This is a genomic window from Ferruginibacter sp. HRS2-29, from assembly GCF_024343615.1.
In the GTDB taxonomy this organism is placed as follows: domain Bacteria; phylum Bacteroidota; class Bacteroidia; order Chitinophagales; family Chitinophagaceae; genus Ferruginibacter.
The window spans coordinates 1-17,129 of sequence record NZ_RJUB01000030.1 but is presented as its reverse complement, the minus strand read 5'-3'; the positions used below and the strand labels follow the sequence as shown (position 1 = coordinate 17,129).

22 protein-coding genes and 1 pseudogene are annotated in these 17,129 nt (G+C 42.4%); 3 read left to right on the top strand and 20 right to left on the bottom strand.

Annotation, left to right across the window (positions count from 1 at the left end; translation table 11 throughout):
• The 5 genes from cysK to EGI32_RS09690 all read right to left on the bottom strand — a co-directional run.
• Nucleotides 1–810, bottom strand: an 810-nt coding sequence (cysK, locus tag EGI32_RS09710; RefSeq protein ID WP_255155198.1) for a cysteine synthase A, incomplete at its 3' end; no start/stop codon positions are given.
• Between the two features lie 32 nt (nt 811–842).
• Nucleotides 843–1,676, bottom strand: a complete 834-nt coding sequence (epsC, locus tag EGI32_RS09705) for a serine O-acetyltransferase EpsC (RefSeq protein WP_255155197.1) — start codon at nt 1,674–1,676, stop codon at nt 843–845.
• Between the two features lie 99 nt (nt 1,677–1,775).
• A complete protein-coding gene (locus EGI32_RS09700; protein ID WP_255155196.1) occupies nt 1,776–3,029 on the bottom strand; it encodes a sulfate adenylyltransferase subunit 1 in 1,254 nt (417 codons plus the stop codon).
• Between the two features lie 112 nt (nt 3,030–3,141).
• Nucleotides 3,142–4,050: a sulfate adenylyltransferase subunit CysD gene (cysD, locus tag EGI32_RS09695; protein ID WP_255155195.1), complete on the bottom strand. Its 909-nt coding sequence runs from the start codon at nt 4,048–4,050 to the stop codon at nt 3,142–3,144.
• A gap of 127 nt (nt 4,051–4,177) precedes the next feature.
• On the bottom strand, nt 4,178–4,873 hold the full coding sequence (locus EGI32_RS09690) for a phosphoadenylyl-sulfate reductase (protein ID WP_255155194.1): 696 nt from the start codon (nt 4,871–4,873) through the stop codon (nt 4,178–4,180).
• Between the two features lie 224 nt (nt 4,874–5,097).
• Between EGI32_RS09690 and EGI32_RS09685 the strand changes: the two genes are divergently transcribed.
• Nucleotides 5,098–5,535 (top strand): Rrf2 family transcriptional regulator, encoded by a 438-nt coding sequence (locus EGI32_RS09685; RefSeq protein WP_255155193.1) that lies wholly within the window; start codon nt 5,098–5,100, stop codon nt 5,533–5,535.
• Nucleotides 5,536–5,810: 275 nt separating this feature from the next.
• Here the strand turns inward: EGI32_RS09685 and dinB are convergent, their stop codons facing one another.
• The 8 genes from dinB to EGI32_RS09645 all read right to left on the bottom strand — a co-directional run bounded on the left by dinB (nt 5,811) and on the right by EGI32_RS09645 (nt 12,451).
• On the bottom strand, nt 5,811–6,956 hold the full coding sequence (gene dinB, locus EGI32_RS09680; protein WP_255155192.1) for a DNA polymerase IV: 1,146 nt from the start codon (nt 6,954–6,956) through the stop codon (nt 5,811–5,813).
• Between the two features lie 309 nt (nt 6,957–7,265).
• Complete coding sequence (locus tag EGI32_RS09675) at nt 7,266–8,099, bottom strand: hypothetical protein (RefSeq protein WP_255155191.1); 834 nt, start codon at nt 8,097–8,099, stop codon at nt 7,266–7,268.
• A 210-nt stretch (nt 8,100–8,309) separates the two neighbouring features.
• A complete protein-coding gene (locus EGI32_RS09670; protein WP_255155190.1) occupies nt 8,310–8,945 on the bottom strand; it encodes a hypothetical protein in 636 nt (211 codons plus the stop codon).
• Nucleotides 8,946–9,579: 634 nt separating this feature from the next.
• A complete protein-coding gene (locus tag EGI32_RS09665; protein ID WP_255155189.1) occupies nt 9,580–9,990 on the bottom strand; it encodes a hypothetical protein in 411 nt (136 codons plus the stop codon).
• 177 nt (nt 9,991–10,167) lie between these two features.
• Nucleotides 10,168–10,788, bottom strand: a complete 621-nt coding sequence (locus EGI32_RS09660; RefSeq protein ID WP_255155188.1) for a nucleotidyl transferase AbiEii/AbiGii toxin family protein — start codon at nt 10,786–10,788, stop codon at nt 10,168–10,170.
• A 387-nt stretch (nt 10,789–11,175) separates the two neighbouring features.
• A complete protein-coding gene (locus EGI32_RS09655; RefSeq protein WP_255155187.1) occupies nt 11,176–11,328 on the bottom strand; it encodes a hypothetical protein in 153 nt (50 codons plus the stop codon).
• Between the two features lie 82 nt (nt 11,329–11,410).
• Entirely contained in the window at nt 11,411–11,971 is a 561-nt protein-coding gene (locus EGI32_RS09650; protein WP_255155186.1) for a helix-turn-helix transcriptional regulator, read from the bottom strand.
• 153 nt (nt 11,972–12,124) lie between these two features.
• Nucleotides 12,125–12,451, bottom strand: coding sequence for a YegP family protein (locus tag EGI32_RS09645; RefSeq protein WP_255155185.1), 327 nt, complete (start codon nt 12,449–12,451; stop codon nt 12,125–12,127).
• Nucleotides 12,452–12,818: 367 nt separating this feature from the next.
• Here EGI32_RS09645 and EGI32_RS09640 point away from each other — a divergent pair, with 367 nt between their 5' ends.
• Together EGI32_RS09640 and EGI32_RS09635 are read left to right on the top strand one after the other, a co-directional pair.
• Nucleotides 12,819–13,226 carry a hypothetical protein gene (locus tag EGI32_RS09640; protein WP_255155184.1) on the top strand — a complete coding sequence of 136 codons (408 nt, stop codon included), beginning with the start codon at nt 12,819–12,821 and terminating at the stop codon, nt 13,224–13,226.
• Between the two features lie 45 nt (nt 13,227–13,271).
• Entirely contained in the window at nt 13,272–14,024 is a 753-nt protein-coding gene (locus EGI32_RS09635) for a PIN domain-containing protein (RefSeq protein ID WP_255155183.1), read from the top strand.
• 58 nt (nt 14,025–14,082) lie between these two features.
• Here EGI32_RS09635 and EGI32_RS09630 read toward each other — a convergent pair whose 3' ends face one another.
• From EGI32_RS09630 to EGI32_RS09605, 7 genes and pseudogenes are all read right to left on the bottom strand, one after another.
• Nucleotides 14,083–14,409, bottom strand: coding sequence for a YegP family protein (locus EGI32_RS09630; protein WP_255155182.1), 327 nt, complete (start codon nt 14,407–14,409; stop codon nt 14,083–14,085).
• Between the two features lie 146 nt (nt 14,410–14,555).
• Nucleotides 14,556–15,503 (bottom strand): hypothetical protein, encoded by a 948-nt coding sequence (locus EGI32_RS09625; protein ID WP_255155181.1) that lies wholly within the window; start codon nt 15,501–15,503, stop codon nt 14,556–14,558.
• A gap of 14 nt (nt 15,504–15,517) precedes the next feature.
• Complete coding sequence (locus EGI32_RS09620; protein WP_255155180.1) at nt 15,518–15,715, bottom strand: hypothetical protein; 198 nt, start codon at nt 15,713–15,715, stop codon at nt 15,518–15,520.
• Nucleotides 15,716–15,739: 24 nt separating this feature from the next.
• A pseudogene (locus EGI32_RS21330) lies at nt 15,740–15,865 on the bottom strand (JAB domain-containing protein); the annotation flags it as partial.
• Between the two features lie 161 nt (nt 15,866–16,026).
• A complete protein-coding gene (locus tag EGI32_RS09615; protein WP_255154940.1) occupies nt 16,027–16,251 on the bottom strand; it encodes a DUF2188 domain-containing protein in 225 nt (74 codons plus the stop codon).
• Nucleotides 16,252–16,275: 24 nt separating this feature from the next.
• Nucleotides 16,276–16,722 carry a hypothetical protein gene (locus EGI32_RS09610; RefSeq protein WP_255154939.1) on the bottom strand — a complete coding sequence of 149 codons (447 nt, stop codon included), beginning with the start codon at nt 16,720–16,722 and terminating at the stop codon, nt 16,276–16,278.
• Nucleotides 16,723–16,755: 33 nt separating this feature from the next.
• Nucleotides 16,756–17,109: a JAB domain-containing protein gene (locus EGI32_RS09605; protein ID WP_255155179.1), complete on the bottom strand. Its 354-nt coding sequence runs from the start codon at nt 17,107–17,109 to the stop codon at nt 16,756–16,758.
• Nucleotides 17,110–17,129 lie beyond the last annotated feature (20 nt).

Here is a 17,129-nt window from a genome sequence, read left to right as displayed (position 1 = left end):
GGCCAGGGAGGCACCGGAGGACACTCCCACAAACAATCCTTCCTCTTTTGCAGCTCGCTGTGCAAATGCATATGATTCATCTTTCCCCACCTGGATGATACCATCCAATGCACCGGTATTTAAGATCGATGGAACAAATCCTGCCCCGATTCCCTGTAGCGGATGCGGCGATGGAGCGCCACCACTCAATACCGGCGACAGTTCCGGCTCTACTGCAAACACTTTCAGGTTTGGAAATTTCGCTTTCAATATTTCGGCAACGCCGGTGATATGGCCGCCGGTTCCCACACCGGTGATCATATAATCCAGGCCTTCCGGAAAGTCGTTCAGTATCTCCTGTGCAGTTGTTTTTTTATGGATCTCCACATTTGCTTTATTGTCGAACTGCTGTGGTATCCATGCGCCAGGCGTAGATTCGGCAAGCTCTACAGCCGCTGCTATGGCCCCTTTCATTCCTTTTTCGCGGGGCGTCAATACAAACTCTGCGCCATAGGCAGACATGATCTTTCTTCTTTCCACACTCATGCTTTCCGGCATCACCAGGATCAGTTTGTACCCTTTAACCGCAGCTACCAGTGCCAACCCGATACCGGTATTGCCACTTGTAGGTTCAATGATCACGCTATCTTTATTCAACAATCCTTTCGCTTCAGCATCTTCGATCATCGCCAACGCGATCCTGTCTTTAATGCTTGCCCCGGGATTATTTTTTTCGAGTTTCACCCACACTTCATGATCGTTTCCAAAAAGCCTGTTAAGCCTCAGGTGCGGGGTATTTCCGATTGTTTCTAAAATGGTATTCGCTTTCATATTTATTATTTTGGTAGTTGTTAAAAGAAAATTTATATCACAAAATTCAATGCCTCTGGCAATGGATTATTGTCCCGTACTTTTATTTCACTCTTGTGATATACGATCGAATGATCCGGCACACTGTAGGTCAGCCATACGTTTCCGCCGATCACGCTTTTACGCCCGATGTTGGTATTACCGCCAAGGATAGTTGCACCTGAATAAATGATCACTCCGTCTTCGATGGTCGGGTGGCGCTTGGTACTGGCATTTTCTTTTGCCACGTTCAACGCCCCCAGGGTTACGCCCTGGTATAATTTCACCTCATTGCCGATGATGGTGGTTTCCCCGATAACGATTCCAGTACCATGATCGATGAAGAAAGATTTGCCGATGGTGGCACCGGGATGAATATCGATGCCCGTTTTGCCATGCGCATATTCACTCAGCAGACGAGGCAGAATCTTTATCTTTTGCAAATGCAATTGATGAGCGATGCGGTAAATGGCTATCGCATAAAACCCGGGATATGCCACCAGCACTTCTTCTATCGAAAGCGCCGCAGGATCAAACTCCAGCACGGCTTCCGCATCAAGCAGCAACGATTCGTAAATTTCCGGGAGTTCGTAAAAAAGCTGGTCGGTATGCTGTTTCACCGTTTGCTCATCTTTGATCAATTCAAACAACAAAGCGGAAAAAGTATTTTTGATTTCCTGGTATTGTATCGCCAGCTTTTCTTCCGTCTCATATTTACCGGAGTAAGAAGTAAACAAAAAATTGAACAGGTCATCAATGAAACTTTCTGCCAGTTCCTTGTCCGGAAAATGATTGAAGCTTTTTCTGTTCTTAATGAACAACTGCTGAATGAAATGCTGATCTGACATGATGCTTTAATTTTATGAGTACGAGTTTTTTAAGTTTAGAAGTTTAGAAGTTTAGAGACCTGTTAAACATCGAAGGTCTCTCCATTCACTATTCACCATTCACCATTCACTATTCACTATCATACATGCTCCTACCGTTACATTGCTGGTTTCATCGATCAGGATGGCGCCACCGGTTGTACGTAATTTTCTGTAAAAATCAAATACAACAGGAGAAGCCGTTTTGATCGTTGCTTTCACGATATCGTTCAGCGAAACTTTTTCCGGCGCCTGTTCCTGTTCCAAAGAGTTTACATCCAGTTTATATTCCACTTCTTTCACGATTGCCCTTACGAGTTTGCTGTTGTGCTGCAGTAAATATTTATTTCCCGGTATCAATGGTTTTCCATCCATCCAGCAAAGCAACACTTCCAGTTCATTTTCCACCGAAGGCTGGTTATTGGTTTGAACGATCGTATCACCACGGCTGATATCGATATCATCTTCCAGGTGCAACACCACACTCTGCGGGGCAAACGCTTCTTCAATTTCTTCACCACCGATCTCGATCGCTTTTATTTTACTTTGTATGCCGGATGGCAAAACGGTAACAGCATCTCCTTTTTTATAAATCCCGCTCAATACTTTTCCGGCGTAGCCGCGGTAGTCGTGCAGTTCATCAGTCTGTGGACGAATAACATATTGCACCGGAAATCGTGCATCTTCCAGGTTGATATCATTCGATACTTCCACAGTTTCCAAAATGCTCAGTAAAGATCCGCCTTCATACCACGGATAGCTGTCGCTTTTCTCTACGATGTTGTCGCCATTGAGTGCGCTTATAGGAATGTATTTAACATCCTTCAAGCCAAGTTTTTTTGCAAAAGCCGCGTATTCTATCACGATATTGTTATAAACATCTGCAGAATTATCTACCAGGTCCATCTTGTTGATCGCTACAATTACATGCGGAATATTGAGCAACGATGCGATGATCGAATGCCTGCGTGTTTGCTCCGCAACCCCGTTTCTTGCATCTACCAGGATGATGGCCAGGTCCGAATTTGAAGCACCCGTCACCATATTGCGGGTGTACTGAATATGCCCCGGCGCATCCGCGATGATGAACTTACGTTTGGGTGTAGAAAAATATTTATATGCTACATCAATAGTGATACCCTGTTCCCTTTCGGCACGCAAACCATCTGTAAGCAGCGCCAGGTCTATCTCTCCGTCTTTACGGTTCTTTGTTTGTTTTTCAATTGCTTCCAGCTGATCGATCATGATCGATTTGCTGTCGTATAATAAGCGGCCTATCAATGTGCTTTTGCCATCGTCTACACTGCCTGCTGTGATGAATCTTAGAATATCCATTGTGTGTTTAGAATTTAGAGGTTTAGGAGTTTAGAGGTTTAGGAGTTTAGAAACCTCTAAAACCTTAATACCTGTTCTCCATTCGTAATTCGTAATTTTTAATTCGTAATTATTAAAAGTATCCGTTCTTCTTCCTGTCTTCCATCGCTGCTTCACTCACTTTATCATCGATCCTCGTTTCCCCGCGTTCGCTGGTTTTGGTAGCGATGATCTCGGTAATGATGTCGTCGATCGTGGAGGCATTGGATTGCACAGCAGCCGTGCAGGTCATGTCACCCACCGTGCGATAGCGTACTTTTTTTACCGATACCTGATCTCCTTCTTCCAGCGTGATGAATTTTGAAATGGCCACCAGTTGCCCTTCATGCTCCAGTACTTCCCGGTCGTGGGCAAAATAAATAGACGGCAGTTCTATCTTTTCGCGGCGGATGTAATTCCAGATATCCAGCTCCGTCCAGTTGCTGATGGGAAATGCCCGAACATTTTCCCCTTTGTTGATCTTTCCATTATAGGTGTTCCACAATTCAGGCCTTTGCAGCTTCGGGTTCCATTGGCCGAATTCATCGCGTACAGAAAATATCCTTTCTTTTGCCCTTGCTTTTTCTTCATCGCGGCGTGCCCCGCCGATGCAGACATCAAATTTGAATTCTTCAATAGTATCCAGCAACGTGTAAGTCTGCAGCGCATTGCGGCTCGCAAATTTTCCTTTAGGTTCAGTAAGGTGTTTTGCTTTGATTGTATCTTCCACACTTCTCACAATCAATTTCTCTCCGATCTTTTCTGCCAGTGCATCCCTGAAATCAAGTGCTTCCCGGAAGTTGTGGCCGGTATCGATATGTACCAACGGAAAAGGAAACTTTCCCGGGCGAAACGCTTTCAAGGCAAGATGTACCAATACGATCGAATCTTTTCCTCCGCTAAACAACAGCGCCGGCTTTTCAAACTGTCCCGCTACTTCGCGGAAAATATGAATCGACTCGGATTCCAGTTGTTGTAAATAGTCTAATTTTTTATCACTCATCAGTTTCTATAATATTTTTTTATCGTTCAAAAGTTATGTTCAATCTAAATCTGTTGTCAGCCTGAGCTTGTCGAAGGCTATCATTGGGAGATCCGCCTTCGACAAGCTCAGGCTGTCAGTGCGTTTTTTATTTCGCAATCTCATGCAGCCCGCATTCTTTCTTATCCGCGTCTTCCCACCACCATCTGCCTGCCCGGAAATCTTCGCCCGGTTTTATTGCCCTTGTACATGGGGCGCAACCGATGCTTACAAAACCGCGGTCGTGCAGGGGGTTGTAGGGAATATTATATTTTCTGATAAATTCACTCACTTCTTCAGTTGTCCAGTGCAGGATCGGGTGATACTTGATCACCTGGTTTCCTTCGTCCCACTCTACCTGTTGCAGGTCGTGCCTGGCGGCCGAATGTTCGGCACGCAACCCCGTGATCCAGATCTTTTGCCCGGCAAGTGCCCTTTTCAGCGGCTCTACCTTGCGGATATGGCAGCAGGCTTTCCTGTTTTCCACCGAAGCATAAAATGCATTGGGGCCATTGGCTTCCACAAATTGCTGCAGCGCCTCCTGGTTGGGATAAAATGCTTTCACATTCGTTTTGTACCGGTCGTTGGTACTACTCCAAACGGAGTATGTTTCGGCAAACAGGCGGCCGGTATCTAGGGTAAAAATGCTGATGGGTAATTGCTGGCTCAGGATGGCATGTGTGATGACCTGATCCTCGAAACTGAAGCTGCTGCTGAATGTTACCTGCCCGGGATAATCTGCAGCAAGCCGCTGAAGGACATCATTTACGCTTAGTCTACCAATTTGGTAGGTTAGTATAGACACAATATTTTTATTCGATTCAGTCATTTCAATTTAAAAAAGTTAATAAGGAAAAAGTACTTCAGGGGATATCAAAAATACTAGCAACAACAATGCATACAGAAGCACATGGTAATATGGGGCTGTATGGTAAATGGATGTGTCATTGCGATTAAGTCTACTTGTCAGATAGACAAATGTAAGACAGGAAATTTTATAATCAAAGAAAAATTATAAATTTGTGAAAGATGATATCTAAAAAAACACAATATGGCCTCAAGGCCCTCGGTTATCTTGCTGCACAATATGGAAAAGGTCCGGTTCTGATCGCTGATATTGCGGAGAAGAAAAAGATCCCGATCAAGTTCCTGGAAAGCATTCTTTTATTGCTGAAACAGAACAATGTACTCGAAAGCAAAAAGGGAAAAGGCGGCGGATATTTCCTGGCAAATGCGCCTAAAAAGACCAACCTCGCTGCGGTCATCCGCATCATCGGCGGACCTATAGCCATGCTTCCCTGTGTAAGCCTGAATTTTTATACCAAGTGCGAAGACTGCGATGAAGTGAATTGCGGATTGCGGAGAGTAATGGCCATCACCAGGGATGCTACGCTGAAAGTATTGGAAAAGAAAACACTACATGACCTGATAGATGGATGCGTGGAAATGGAGATAGGCGTGATATAATTACGAATGTCGAATTACGAATTACGAATTACGAATGTGGGCGAAGCGAAGGGTTGATCACAGATTTCAAAGGAATAAAAGGATTACACAGATTATTTTGCTGCCGCAAAACAGAAATGCAGTTTATAAAGTAACTCAACTCTTTATAAACTGCATTTTCGTTTTCACGAAGTGAAAACAATCTGCGTAATCCTTTTATCCCTTTGAAATCTGCGATATTTGTTCGCTTGGTTCTCCGCTTCGATCCGTAATTCGTAATTCGTAATTGTCCTTTGTCAATTGGATGATGCTCTTTTCACAAATGCCTTCCCAAACCTGTCCTTCACATTGTCAATGGCCTTATACAGGTCATTCTTTTTTTCTACATCGCTGAAAAGGCTTGTCTGCACGGCATCTTCTGTCAACTCACTCAGTTTCACTCCCAGCAACCTGATCGGCGTTCCTTTTTTATAGGTTTTGTCAAACAATGCTTTCACCATCGGTATCACTTCGTCATCGGCACAGGTATAAGGAATCGTGGTCTGCCTGGTGATCGTTTCAAAATCAGCAAAACGCAGCTTGATCGCTACACAACCCGCCACTTTCGCGTCTTTGCGCAACTCATAACAGATCTTCTCTGTAAGCCTTACCAGTTCCGCGTTCAGAAATTTTATATCCGAAATATTTTCCTGGAAAGTATTCTCCGAAGAGATCGATTTTGCTTCATGATACGGCGACACTTCACCGGTATGCAATCCCTGGCTCTTATAATACAGATCGGTGCCCATTTTACCCAATCGTTCTTCCAACGCCGCTTCACCGGCTTTATAAATATCGTTGATGGTGTGGATGCCCATCGCCTGCAGGATCAGTTTCGACTGCGCCCCTACTCCCGGTATCTCCGATGCGGGTAATGGCGACAGGAAATCTTTTTCTTTTCCAAAAGGGATCTGCAGGTAACCATTCGGCTTTGCCTGGTTCGTCGCCATCTTGGCCATCATCTTGTTAGACGCCAGGCCGAAAGAAATAGGCAAGCCAGTTTCCTTCGTGATGCGTTCGCGGAGATTGATCGTCCATTGCAGCGGCTTGAAAAATTTATCCATACCTGTAAGGTCGATGTAAAATTCATCCACGGATGCTTTTTCAAACAACGGCGCTTCCGAAGCGATGATATCCGTTACCCATTTCGAGTATTTACTGTATTCCGCATAATTGCCTTTCAGGAAGATGCCCTGCGGGCAAAGCTGCCGTGCCTTTGAGGAGGGCATGGCCGAATGCACGCCAAATTTCCGTGCTTCATAATTGCAGGTGCTCACTACCCCACGCTCCTGCCCGCCAACGATCACCGGCAGCCCCTTGAGCGACGGATTGTTGATGATCTCCACCGATACGAAGAACGAATCGAGGTCGAAATGGGCGATGATGCGTTGAGGGGAATTCACGGGTAAATTTACGAAAATTTTCCTGCAGCCAATCCTGTATCAATAAAGGCAGTCCGCCGCAGATATTCCTCCCACCAACAGGTATTCCCGGTAATTTATGAACCTATGGACGAGCACTTTTTAAAGAAGTCCACGATGATGGCTGAGGGTATTATTCCATCGCTTTCCCCGATAAAAGATAGCAGTGTTGATCATGACCAACATTGATAATGGCGAAAGGTTTCCCGCAAATTTTCGCAGATAAAAAACACGCAGATGATCGCGGAGATAAGATATGCCTGTATCCAGCCGCTTTATCTGCGGGAAAATTTATTCGTTATCTTTTCCAAGCCCTTCATAGATGGACAGTAAAATATTGTAATCATCTTCTATCCACCAGCCGGTGCTGGCGCCACGGTACCGGCTCTTTGTCAAATAATTTTCAAACAACAGGTAAGCTGTGTAAGCATCCACGTCATCGTAAAAAGCTCTTTTCCAGCGGTCGGGAACAATGGCATACGGGTGAATGCCAATACCGCCATCGTATATCTTCACAGGCCCCATCGAAAAGCCGAACATCACCACATCCACTTTTCGTTCTTTGGCCGCTTTCATGATCAGTGCCATGTGCTTGATATAGTTCTTCATCCGGCTGGTGATCGCCTGCTTGGTTTCCGCCTTTGCAGGCTTTATACGCCACGTATTGTTGGCCGGGTAAAAAGGATCGCTTTTGAAATCTTCCATCGGCTTCGCTTCTTTCAAAAATTTAAGGTTGAGCTGCTGGCTCTTCACAGCAATGATGAGCTGCAACTTGCCTTCTGCATTTTTGTCGAGCGTAATATCTACCGGTTCTGTTGTTTCACCCGAATCGATGAAGGCGATCGTGTTATCACTTTTGGAGAATTTATATTTGCCCCCCTTGTATATTTTTTCGCCTCGCAGATCGGTGTAGCTATTGTCTTCAAAAAAACTGATGATGGCACCATCCTTCACTATTTTATTCAGCGCCGCTTCTTTTTCAAATGAATCGCCGTTTTTATTCCGGCTGTCGGAGCCTTCAATGCCGTAGAGCCGCCAGGTGCCGAGCAGGCTGGTTTCGGTGGTGCCCGATTTGCATCCGCAAAAAAATAAAAGGATCAGTAACAGGGAAGAGAATAGCTTCATGTGGTTAGTATTGGCAGGGTTTATTTTTGTGCGACAAATATAGGAGAAAAGTTTTTGCCGGAAAGACGGGAAGAAAAAGCTATTTATTTCTTCCCGTCTTCCCGGCAAAAAAAAACTGCAGATTTTTGCAGGTAAAAGAAACGCAGCTCCACGCAGCACTTATGTCTGCGCAAACCTGCGTGTATGCATCCCCGTAACCTGTGGGAAACCCTATTTAACCTTTGTATTCAATGCATAGGCCAGCGAAAACATGAAATTGCGGCTCCTGATGCTGCTGCCATTGGCGATGCGTTCTTTGGGAATAAGATTTACAAAACCGATATTTTTCTGGATCGTAAGCGCCACCCTCTTTATCTGGTAGCCGGCCTTTAGCACCAGCCCCGCGTCATACGCCTTCCGGTTATCATCGAGGCCATTGCCAAAGCTCATCTTGCGGTCGTCCTGGCCAAGTAAATTAAATTTGCCCGACATGGCGTAGGCCACAAATGGACCAACACCTATTATTCCCGCCGGTGATTCGGACCCCAGCCCCGGACCAAATTTAAAAAGTACCGGCGCCGCCACGTTGATATAATTCACTTTCACCTTCTGCCCCACGCCTGGCTCATAACCTGTTTTCTGAAAAGATACGCCGGGGTTCAAAACTATATACGAACCATCCTTAGTGCCTACCAGCGGAAGATAGGTTTCCAGCCCGATACCAAAGAGAAAACCGGCATCGCCCCTGCCCTTTTCATATTTTACATTGCTCGGGCCAAAGTCGGCCTTGATGAGCACCGGTATATTTTTTTGCGAGTAAGCGTGTACGTTAGTCATCACCAGTGCGATCAGCAGGAGTTTTTTCATTTTTAGTTTTTTTTCAAAACTAGCAGAAAGCGTTGTCGTGGCTATACCCACTGAAAGGTATTTATGGTGGGCTGAACCCCAAGCTATTCGGCGGGGCAGGCACAAAGACACGAGGACAAAAAGGGGTATAAAGTATCCGTTTGACCAAACTTATATCCTCTGTCAGCCTGAGCTTAGTGTATCCTGAGCTTGCCGAAGGGTCGAAGGCGAATTACGTTCTGCTAACCCCGCCTTCAACACGATCATTCCTGTCTGTCAGCCTGAGCTTAGTTTATCCTGAGCTTGCCGAAGGGTCGAAGGCGAATTACGTTCTGCTAACTCCGCCTTCAACACGATCATTCCTGTCTGTCAGCCTGAGCTTGTCGAAGGCGAATTACGTTCTGCTAACCCCGCCTTCAACACGATCATTCCTGTCTGTCAGCCTGAGCTTGTCGAAGGCGAATTACGTTCTGCTAACTCCGCCTTCGACAAGCTCAGGCTGACAGGAGAAGAGATTTAGGTTGACAGGAGGAGAGATTCAGGCTGACAGGAGAGATGTTTAGACAGCCTCGGGCTTCTGCAATCATCTGCGAAAAAAAATAACCCCGGCAATTTTCATCACCAGGGTTATATCTGAATCGGGAGACCATCGTTTTTACAACTCATTCTTACGCACTGTTATTACTGCAATGAACGTAGCGTTTTCTTCCAGTTGTTTTTCGATCTTGCCGATGTCGTGCTCGCTGTCGAGCTGCGAGATGGCGCCATAGTTGGCATTGCGTTGTGTGAGCAGCACTTTCCTGTACTCATACTTTGCAAGGCTTGCTTTGAATTTTTCTTTTTCAGCGCCTTCGGGCATTCCTGGGATGTTGGAAGAGTAAAAAGCGATCTGTGCATTTACACTGGCCAGTTCGGCTTGCACTTCAAATGCGGAGCCTGTCCGGTTTTCGAGCTGCATGGTGAGGGAAGTTTTGCGGAATTCGAGTACCGCTTTTTCCTTGTTGGCCATGGTCAACAAGGTGTCGCAATCTGCAACGGTTGTCAACAGAGTAGAATTGTAGTTCATGATCTTAAAATTTAATTGTTTAAAAAAAACTGTTTACACCTGTATGATGGTGCAACATCAAAAAGTGCATACGGGGGATTTTCGTTTAACAAATGTTTAGGGTTAGCGCCGGGAAGACGGGAAGAATTATAGGACGGTTTGCAGAATGTATCTGCGATGATATACGGGAGAAAAAAATCAGGCGAGGAACTCTCTTACTTTTTGCTGGATGATCTGCTTTACGGAAACCCAGGTTTGGCCTTTCAGGCTTACAGGGTCAGGACTTTCTTCAGCATCATCAAAATAAGTAAGTGCGGCCGGTATAGAGATCATTAATTGCTGGCTTGGAAATTTTGTTTGATAAAATCCTATGATGTCTTCTATGGAATAATGTTGAAGCAATTCGGATATATCCCAAAAATCTTTTTTCACTGCCCTTTTTAATACTGCATTTACTTTCATAGCCGCGATATCAGGTATGCTTGCAATGCGAACACCTTCGATATTTTCAGGACTATTTAGTAAGGGAAAGCCGTGTAATACAAAATCAACTTTTATATCGTTGATAAACCCGAAGACTCCTATTTTATTGTTGCTTAAAAGCTGAAAGCCTTCGAAGCGGGTACTCAAAAAAGATATTAATTCTTCATGATCAAATTCATCGGTAGTAAAAAGATCGAGATCTATTGAAAGCCGGTGCCCGTAATGTAGGGAAAGAGCAGTACCCCCCACTAATAAGAAATTGTTCAGTTCAGAACAATTCATCAGCTCTTCTAATAATGCGAATGTTGAGGGTTCGACTGTATTTTTTTGTAGCATGTAAAATCGGTTAGAGGGCGGTTTATAACAGCTGCTGCAAGATAGGCCGTTTGCAGTGGCAACGATTTGGCCCTTAATAAAACGTTGGATATTTTTTCATCACCATAAAACCGTCGGCAATTTCGGATATCCTGCACATCGCCCCATTCAAAAACCCTTTCTATAATAAAGGATGCATTAGTTGCATAATCGAGTTGATGAAAATCCACATCCCAGAAAATCCTTTTGGCCAATATTGGTTTGGTGCCGGTATACATGTTGTAAAGCTAATGAAATATTAGCGGCATACAAAGTATGCAGCGAAACCGTTTGTTTTTAAACACAAAACCCACATCATTACATGTGGGTTCAATTATTTTGTATGTAAAAATTATTTCGAGCCTTTCTCTATCCCCTTATGCATATCGGGATTTTTTTCATAAAGGCATCAAATTCTTCGAACTTTTTTATGAAGTATGGATGCTTACTCCAGTCACGCATGTTGGGGTCTACATATATTCTAAAACTGTAGTCCCCTACCGTTACAATTTCTTCTTTCATGGCACAAATTTTAGTACCCAAATTTACTTCTTTTTTTGTTGCATATAGCAATCAGCCATGTGAAAAACACCAGCATTTCATGTTATTTTTCGGCAGTCGGGACGATCCTCCCCTCCACAACCCTTATCTCCGCTTCCAGGACTTCCAGTTTTATCTTCAGTAGTTCCAATTGGTGCAGCGGCATGCGATTCAGTTCCAGCTTTGCAGTTGCTTCCATGCCCCGCAGCCACACCTGCTCGATGTGTGCGGCGGGCTTCAGGCTGCGAACCGTATGCTGTGCCGATACCTGCAGCAATGTATCCATCGCTTTGTGGTGAAGCGCTTCGGCTTTGGAAAGTTTTTGTTGCAGTATCCATTGCTGATGACGGAGTTTAACCAACCGGGCGGACAATATTTTATGAAGCGCATCATTTTGCGCAGTAGTTATTTTGGCCATCGGTACTTTGGCGAGTGGCTGGCGGGCGATGGCGAGAGCCGCTTTATCGTTGCGTTGCAGGTGAGATAGTTTGGTGAGGGCTGCGGCGGGGAGGTCTCTCTGCCCGGCTTCTACCATAGCAATATAACTACGCGATACATTGAGCATAGCGGCAAGCCCCTCCTGGCTGATGTGGTGTTGTTGCCGTATTTGTTTTAAAAAGTTCACCGTCGTTTTTTTTATGGACGATGATTTTTTGTGACAGTTTAATTGGTGACATTTTGTATTGTCACAAAATAAATTGTCACAAAGTAACCGAAAGCATTACCACAAAAAAAGTGAAGTCGCAAAACTTCACTTCTCCATTTTTACCAGTAGCTTTTACTCCTCTACTACACTCGCTCCCGGCGCATTCGATTTTACCGATTCAATACCGTTATCCCTGCCTGCCGATGTCTCATACATTTCACTCGTACCTATTACCTGCCCGTTGGCGGCTTTGAGGTTGAAATAATACTTTGAGTTGGAAGAGGTTTTCTTTTCGTAGTTGTTATCGGTTTTTGCATTTGCCTTTACAGAACTGATCCCCGCTTCGCAGCCCGATTTGCTGACATAACCTTCGCTGGATAAAATAGTTTGCCCGTTATCGGCTTTCAGGCTGAAATAGTATTGGCTGTTGGTTCCTTGTTTGATCACAAACTTTCCCATGACGTAAAATTTAATTTGTTTGAAAATGAATTATAGGACAACAAGGTAAGAAAACAGCGGGTGCCGGGAAGACGGGAAACCGTAAGGGGAATATTTTTACTGTCAGCCTGAATATTTCCCCAATGTCAGCCTGAATACTTCCTCAATGTCAGCCCGAATATTTCCTCAATGTCAGCCTGAGCTTGTCGAAGGCGGAGTTGCCAACTCCCCATCCCGCCTTCGACCCTTCGGCAAGCTCAGGATAAACTAAGCTCAGGCTGACAGTAATGGTAAGCGATAAAAACTAAAGTACTTATATAACGGCCTAGATATTATAAAAAACATTCTTATATTTATTAGTATCTAGCGCCCAACAAACCCTGCCAACATGAAATCGATTGCCCTTTCCCCCTCCCTGATCATCGGCTTTGCCTGCACGGCCAACGCCCAAACCCTTACCGAAAAAATATCCGGCTACTGGAACCAGCCCTCCGATGGCAAAAAGATCAGCTGGACCTTCAATGCCGACAGCACAGGAAGCATCAACATATCCCGGCGCGCCGGCAAAGGGCTTTGTAATGTATACATCACTTTTCACTGGGAACCGGCGGGCGATTCCTCTATCCGCTTTTCTTCCAACGACGCTCATACCCGCTGCCAGATCATCGGCGGCGATGAACGCCCGGAAAGCGATGCCAAAGGAATGGCCGATGGGTATGTAAATAAGAGTGAAGTGTATGCGGTGAAGGTTGAGGAGAAGGGGTTGGTGGTTGGGGGGTGGAGGTTGGAGAGGTGAGGCAGCCTTGTTGCACTTGCACTAGAAGAGATAAATCTATATAAAATGAAAATATTAATTGACACAAATATCTACCTTGACTTTTATCGTTCTAATAACGAAACATTAAAACTATTTAAAGAACTAGTAAATCATTTTGATAAAATTATTTTAACTGATCAAATAATTTTTGAATTTGAGAGAAGCAGAGAAGGAGTAATTAAAAAAGTGAGGCAAAATTTTGAGGCGGAATCTAGAATTGAGAATTTTTCAAGTTCATATTTACAAGATTTATCTGAATTTAAAGATTTAATTGAATTACAAAAACAGTATAAGGTTAAGAGAACTACCTTGATTAATAAATTAAATGAAAATCTTGAAGACCCATCAAAAGATCCTGTTGCTTCATTCTTCAAAGAATTTGTTGATGAATCTCTCAAAAATGATAAAATATATAGAACTACCGAGGATATTATCCAGAAAGCAAATAATAGAAAGCTAATTGGAAATCCTCCGACATCAGATAAATATTCTATTGGTGATGAGATAAATTGGGAATTAGTAATTGCTAATGTTAAAGAAGATATTATTATAGTTGGCAGAGATAATACTTATAATGACAATTTAAGTTTTTTAAAAAAAGACTTTCATAAAAATACAGGACATCTTATTAAAGGATTGACTGACAGTATAACTAAAGCGTTGGGTTCAGTAGGTGTTGAAACAAATCAAGAGTTAAAAGATGCAGAAGAAAAACTTATTGGAGAAATTAAATCTTATAACGAATATTGGAAACGAACCGAAATTGAAGACGATTAATAATAATATTAACAGGCTGAGAAGAAGCAGTATGCCTCACCTCAGCCCAGTAAAAATTTTATTCTTCAATGACATTTGCTCCAGCGGCGTTAGACTTTACTGACTCAATACCATTATCTCTTCCTGCTGAAGTTTCATACATCTCACTTGTTCCAATTATCTGACCATTAGAAGCTTTGAGATTAAAATAATATTTACCATTTGAAGATGACTTTTTTTCATATTTACTATCATCTTTTGCATTTGCTTTTACAGATTCGATTCCACCTTCGCAAGCCGACTTAGTAGTATATCCTTCGCTGGACAAAATCTTTTGTCCATTTTCAGCTTTAAGACTGAAATAATATTGGCTATTAGTTCCTTTTTTTATTACAAACTTTCCCATAATGTACGTTTTTGCAGAGTAAAAATATATAATATAATGGCAAGGTAAGAAATTAAATAGAAGGGAAAAACGGAAAACTATAATTGAATTTTAAAATGCGATTCTGCAGAATTATACATAGCAAAAAAAGACTAAATAGAACAAACTTAATTAATAAGCAGGTTTTTTATCCAATCGATAATTGGAGGAATTATAAAAATACTTGGTAAAGTAATAATTACAATTCTACTGTAGAAAATGTAAATTTTTAATAGCTGTCTATGTCGCCCAATACCAATTATGGTTTTAGGACTAAAAATTGATATCAGAAATGTGAATAATGATATTACTAAAACTTTTAACTGAAAGTAATTTACTTTTTTTATTTCTTTTACATTGGAAGGTTTATAATCTGTTGTATATTTCAATAATAACTCAGTAGCTTTTGCTTGGTTATCTTTGTCAATACCCTCTTCTAATATTTTATTAATTTCACTTCGATAACCTGTTTTAAAATCTGGTAATTCATAACTTACTATTGATGCAGAAGCTGACATTATAACAATAAAACTTATTACACCAATTATCTCATGGAACTGAGACCAAAGTTGCATGATTCTCTTAGGCTTATTATCCTCCAGCCAATTTTCTATTTTATACTTAATCTCTTCTTCACAATTTTCATCAAAGCATTTTACATTGTAACTTATTTCTCCATCATATCTTTTTTGCACCGAAAACGAAAATTGCTTTCGAAAATTATAGTCAACATCAAATCTTAATTCCTTCGGTTTAAAGTCTTTTAATCTAGAATCTTTTAATACTCCTTTTAAATGTTTATCTGTTAATTGTTTATAATCGGAAGAAACTAATACAACTTTTGAACTGTAGTGTTTTAAAAAATTAATTCTATTTTCCTTTCTGGCTTCATCTAAAGTTATTCGTGGTCGTTCCAAAATATCTTGTTGAGATTTGTTTTCTATTTCCAAATTCATTGATTCATCTATCTTCGATTCAACAAATTCAAAAATCTCACTCAATTCCTCTAATTCTTTTATTCCTAAGAACCATGGGCCCTGTATTTTTTTGGCACTTGGAATGTATAATTGTCCCATCTGATTTTATTAAATTAGAGTTTATTTATAATAGAAATCTTCAGACTTGTCATTTCTTTTATCAATGTTTCATCAATCCCTTTGTTTTTCATTTTCCTCGCCACCTCCAACTTCTCCTCCTTCCTCGCATTCTTTATTGCCCCCTCCTCCTTCATCCTCCTCATCTCCAGCTCCTCCTTTTCTATCAACCTCCACGTATCGCTTGCCTTCAACTCGGCAATGATGCCCAGGTCGGCAAAGCTGAGGTGAGATTTTTCGGTGATGATGAGGTGGTCTATTACGTCGATGTTGATGATCTCGCCTGCTTTGATGCTACGCTTGGTAAGATAGGTGCCTTCGAAAAATAAATAATACTTACTTATTTTTCACGGTTGGCTTCGAAGAATTTTCTTTAATTAGCTTGGGGCGGGATACAATAACCTGGCTGTTATCTACCCCCGGAAGGTTAGTGGTATAACTTACTGCTGAAGACAAATTATTAATTACACGTGACTTTAACATGTTGTAAATTTTATAGAATACATTAACCTCTAGGGGGATTAGGATCATTTCCATAACTATTCCTTTCCCTGATTCTACCATTTCTTCCATGAACAATAAGCTCGACGTGATTATCCCTGGCAATATCGCGGGCAACCAAAATCGCATCCGATTGTTTAGACGTTATAATGGTAGCACTGGTAGCACCTTCGCTTTTAACTGCCCATCCATTTCCTAAAGGAACGACATGCTGATTTTTCTTTGCCATTATGTGTAATTTTATACGAAGCTACTAAATTATTGCATTGATAATTGTTCTGGTACTTTGTAGAAATTCTGCAGCTTTTTGCCTTCTGATAATCGGGTTGGTATATCGGCTTTCGGGAGACCAAAATTTCACGGCATCCCACTCTGCTCCAAAATAACTTTCTACATTAAACTGTTCTCCGGAATAGCGTAGAAGCAGGGGTAATTTATGATGTCGGATATCTCTTATTTCTCTTATCGTTGACCGCAGTAATATTTTTCGGGTATCTGAATAATACGTATTGAATTCAGGTACATCTTCGGGAAACCCATTCGTAAATTTCATTATTCCACAAATCCGGTATTTCAATGCCAGCTCTAAAGCATAGCCTGCCAGATAAATACATGCAAAATACCTTCGACCTGTCAACAGGGCTTTGGAATCAAGTAACCGTTTATTTATTAATAGCTTTAAGGTCGATTTGGGTATCATGTAAAAACTTTAATGCTGTTTACGCAGGCTTCTTCAGCAAAGCTTTTTTATTACAGAAATGCTTACCCCTGTCAATTCTTTTATTACCTCATCAGCCATTCCTTTTTCCTTCATCTTTCTCGCCACTTCCATTTTGGCATTTTTCTTCTCCTCCTTCCTCGCATTCTTAATTGCCCCCTCCTCCTTCATCCTCCTCATCTCCAGCTCCTCCTTCTCAATCAACCTCCAGGTATCGCTGGCTTTCAACTCGGCAATGATGCCCAGGTCGGCAAAGCTGAGGTGAGATTTTTCGGTGATGATGAGGTGGTCTATTACGTCGATGTTGATGATTTCGCCTACTTTGATGATGCGGTCGGTGAGGGCACGGTCGGCGGTGGAGGGATGCATAATACTTACTTATTTTTCAC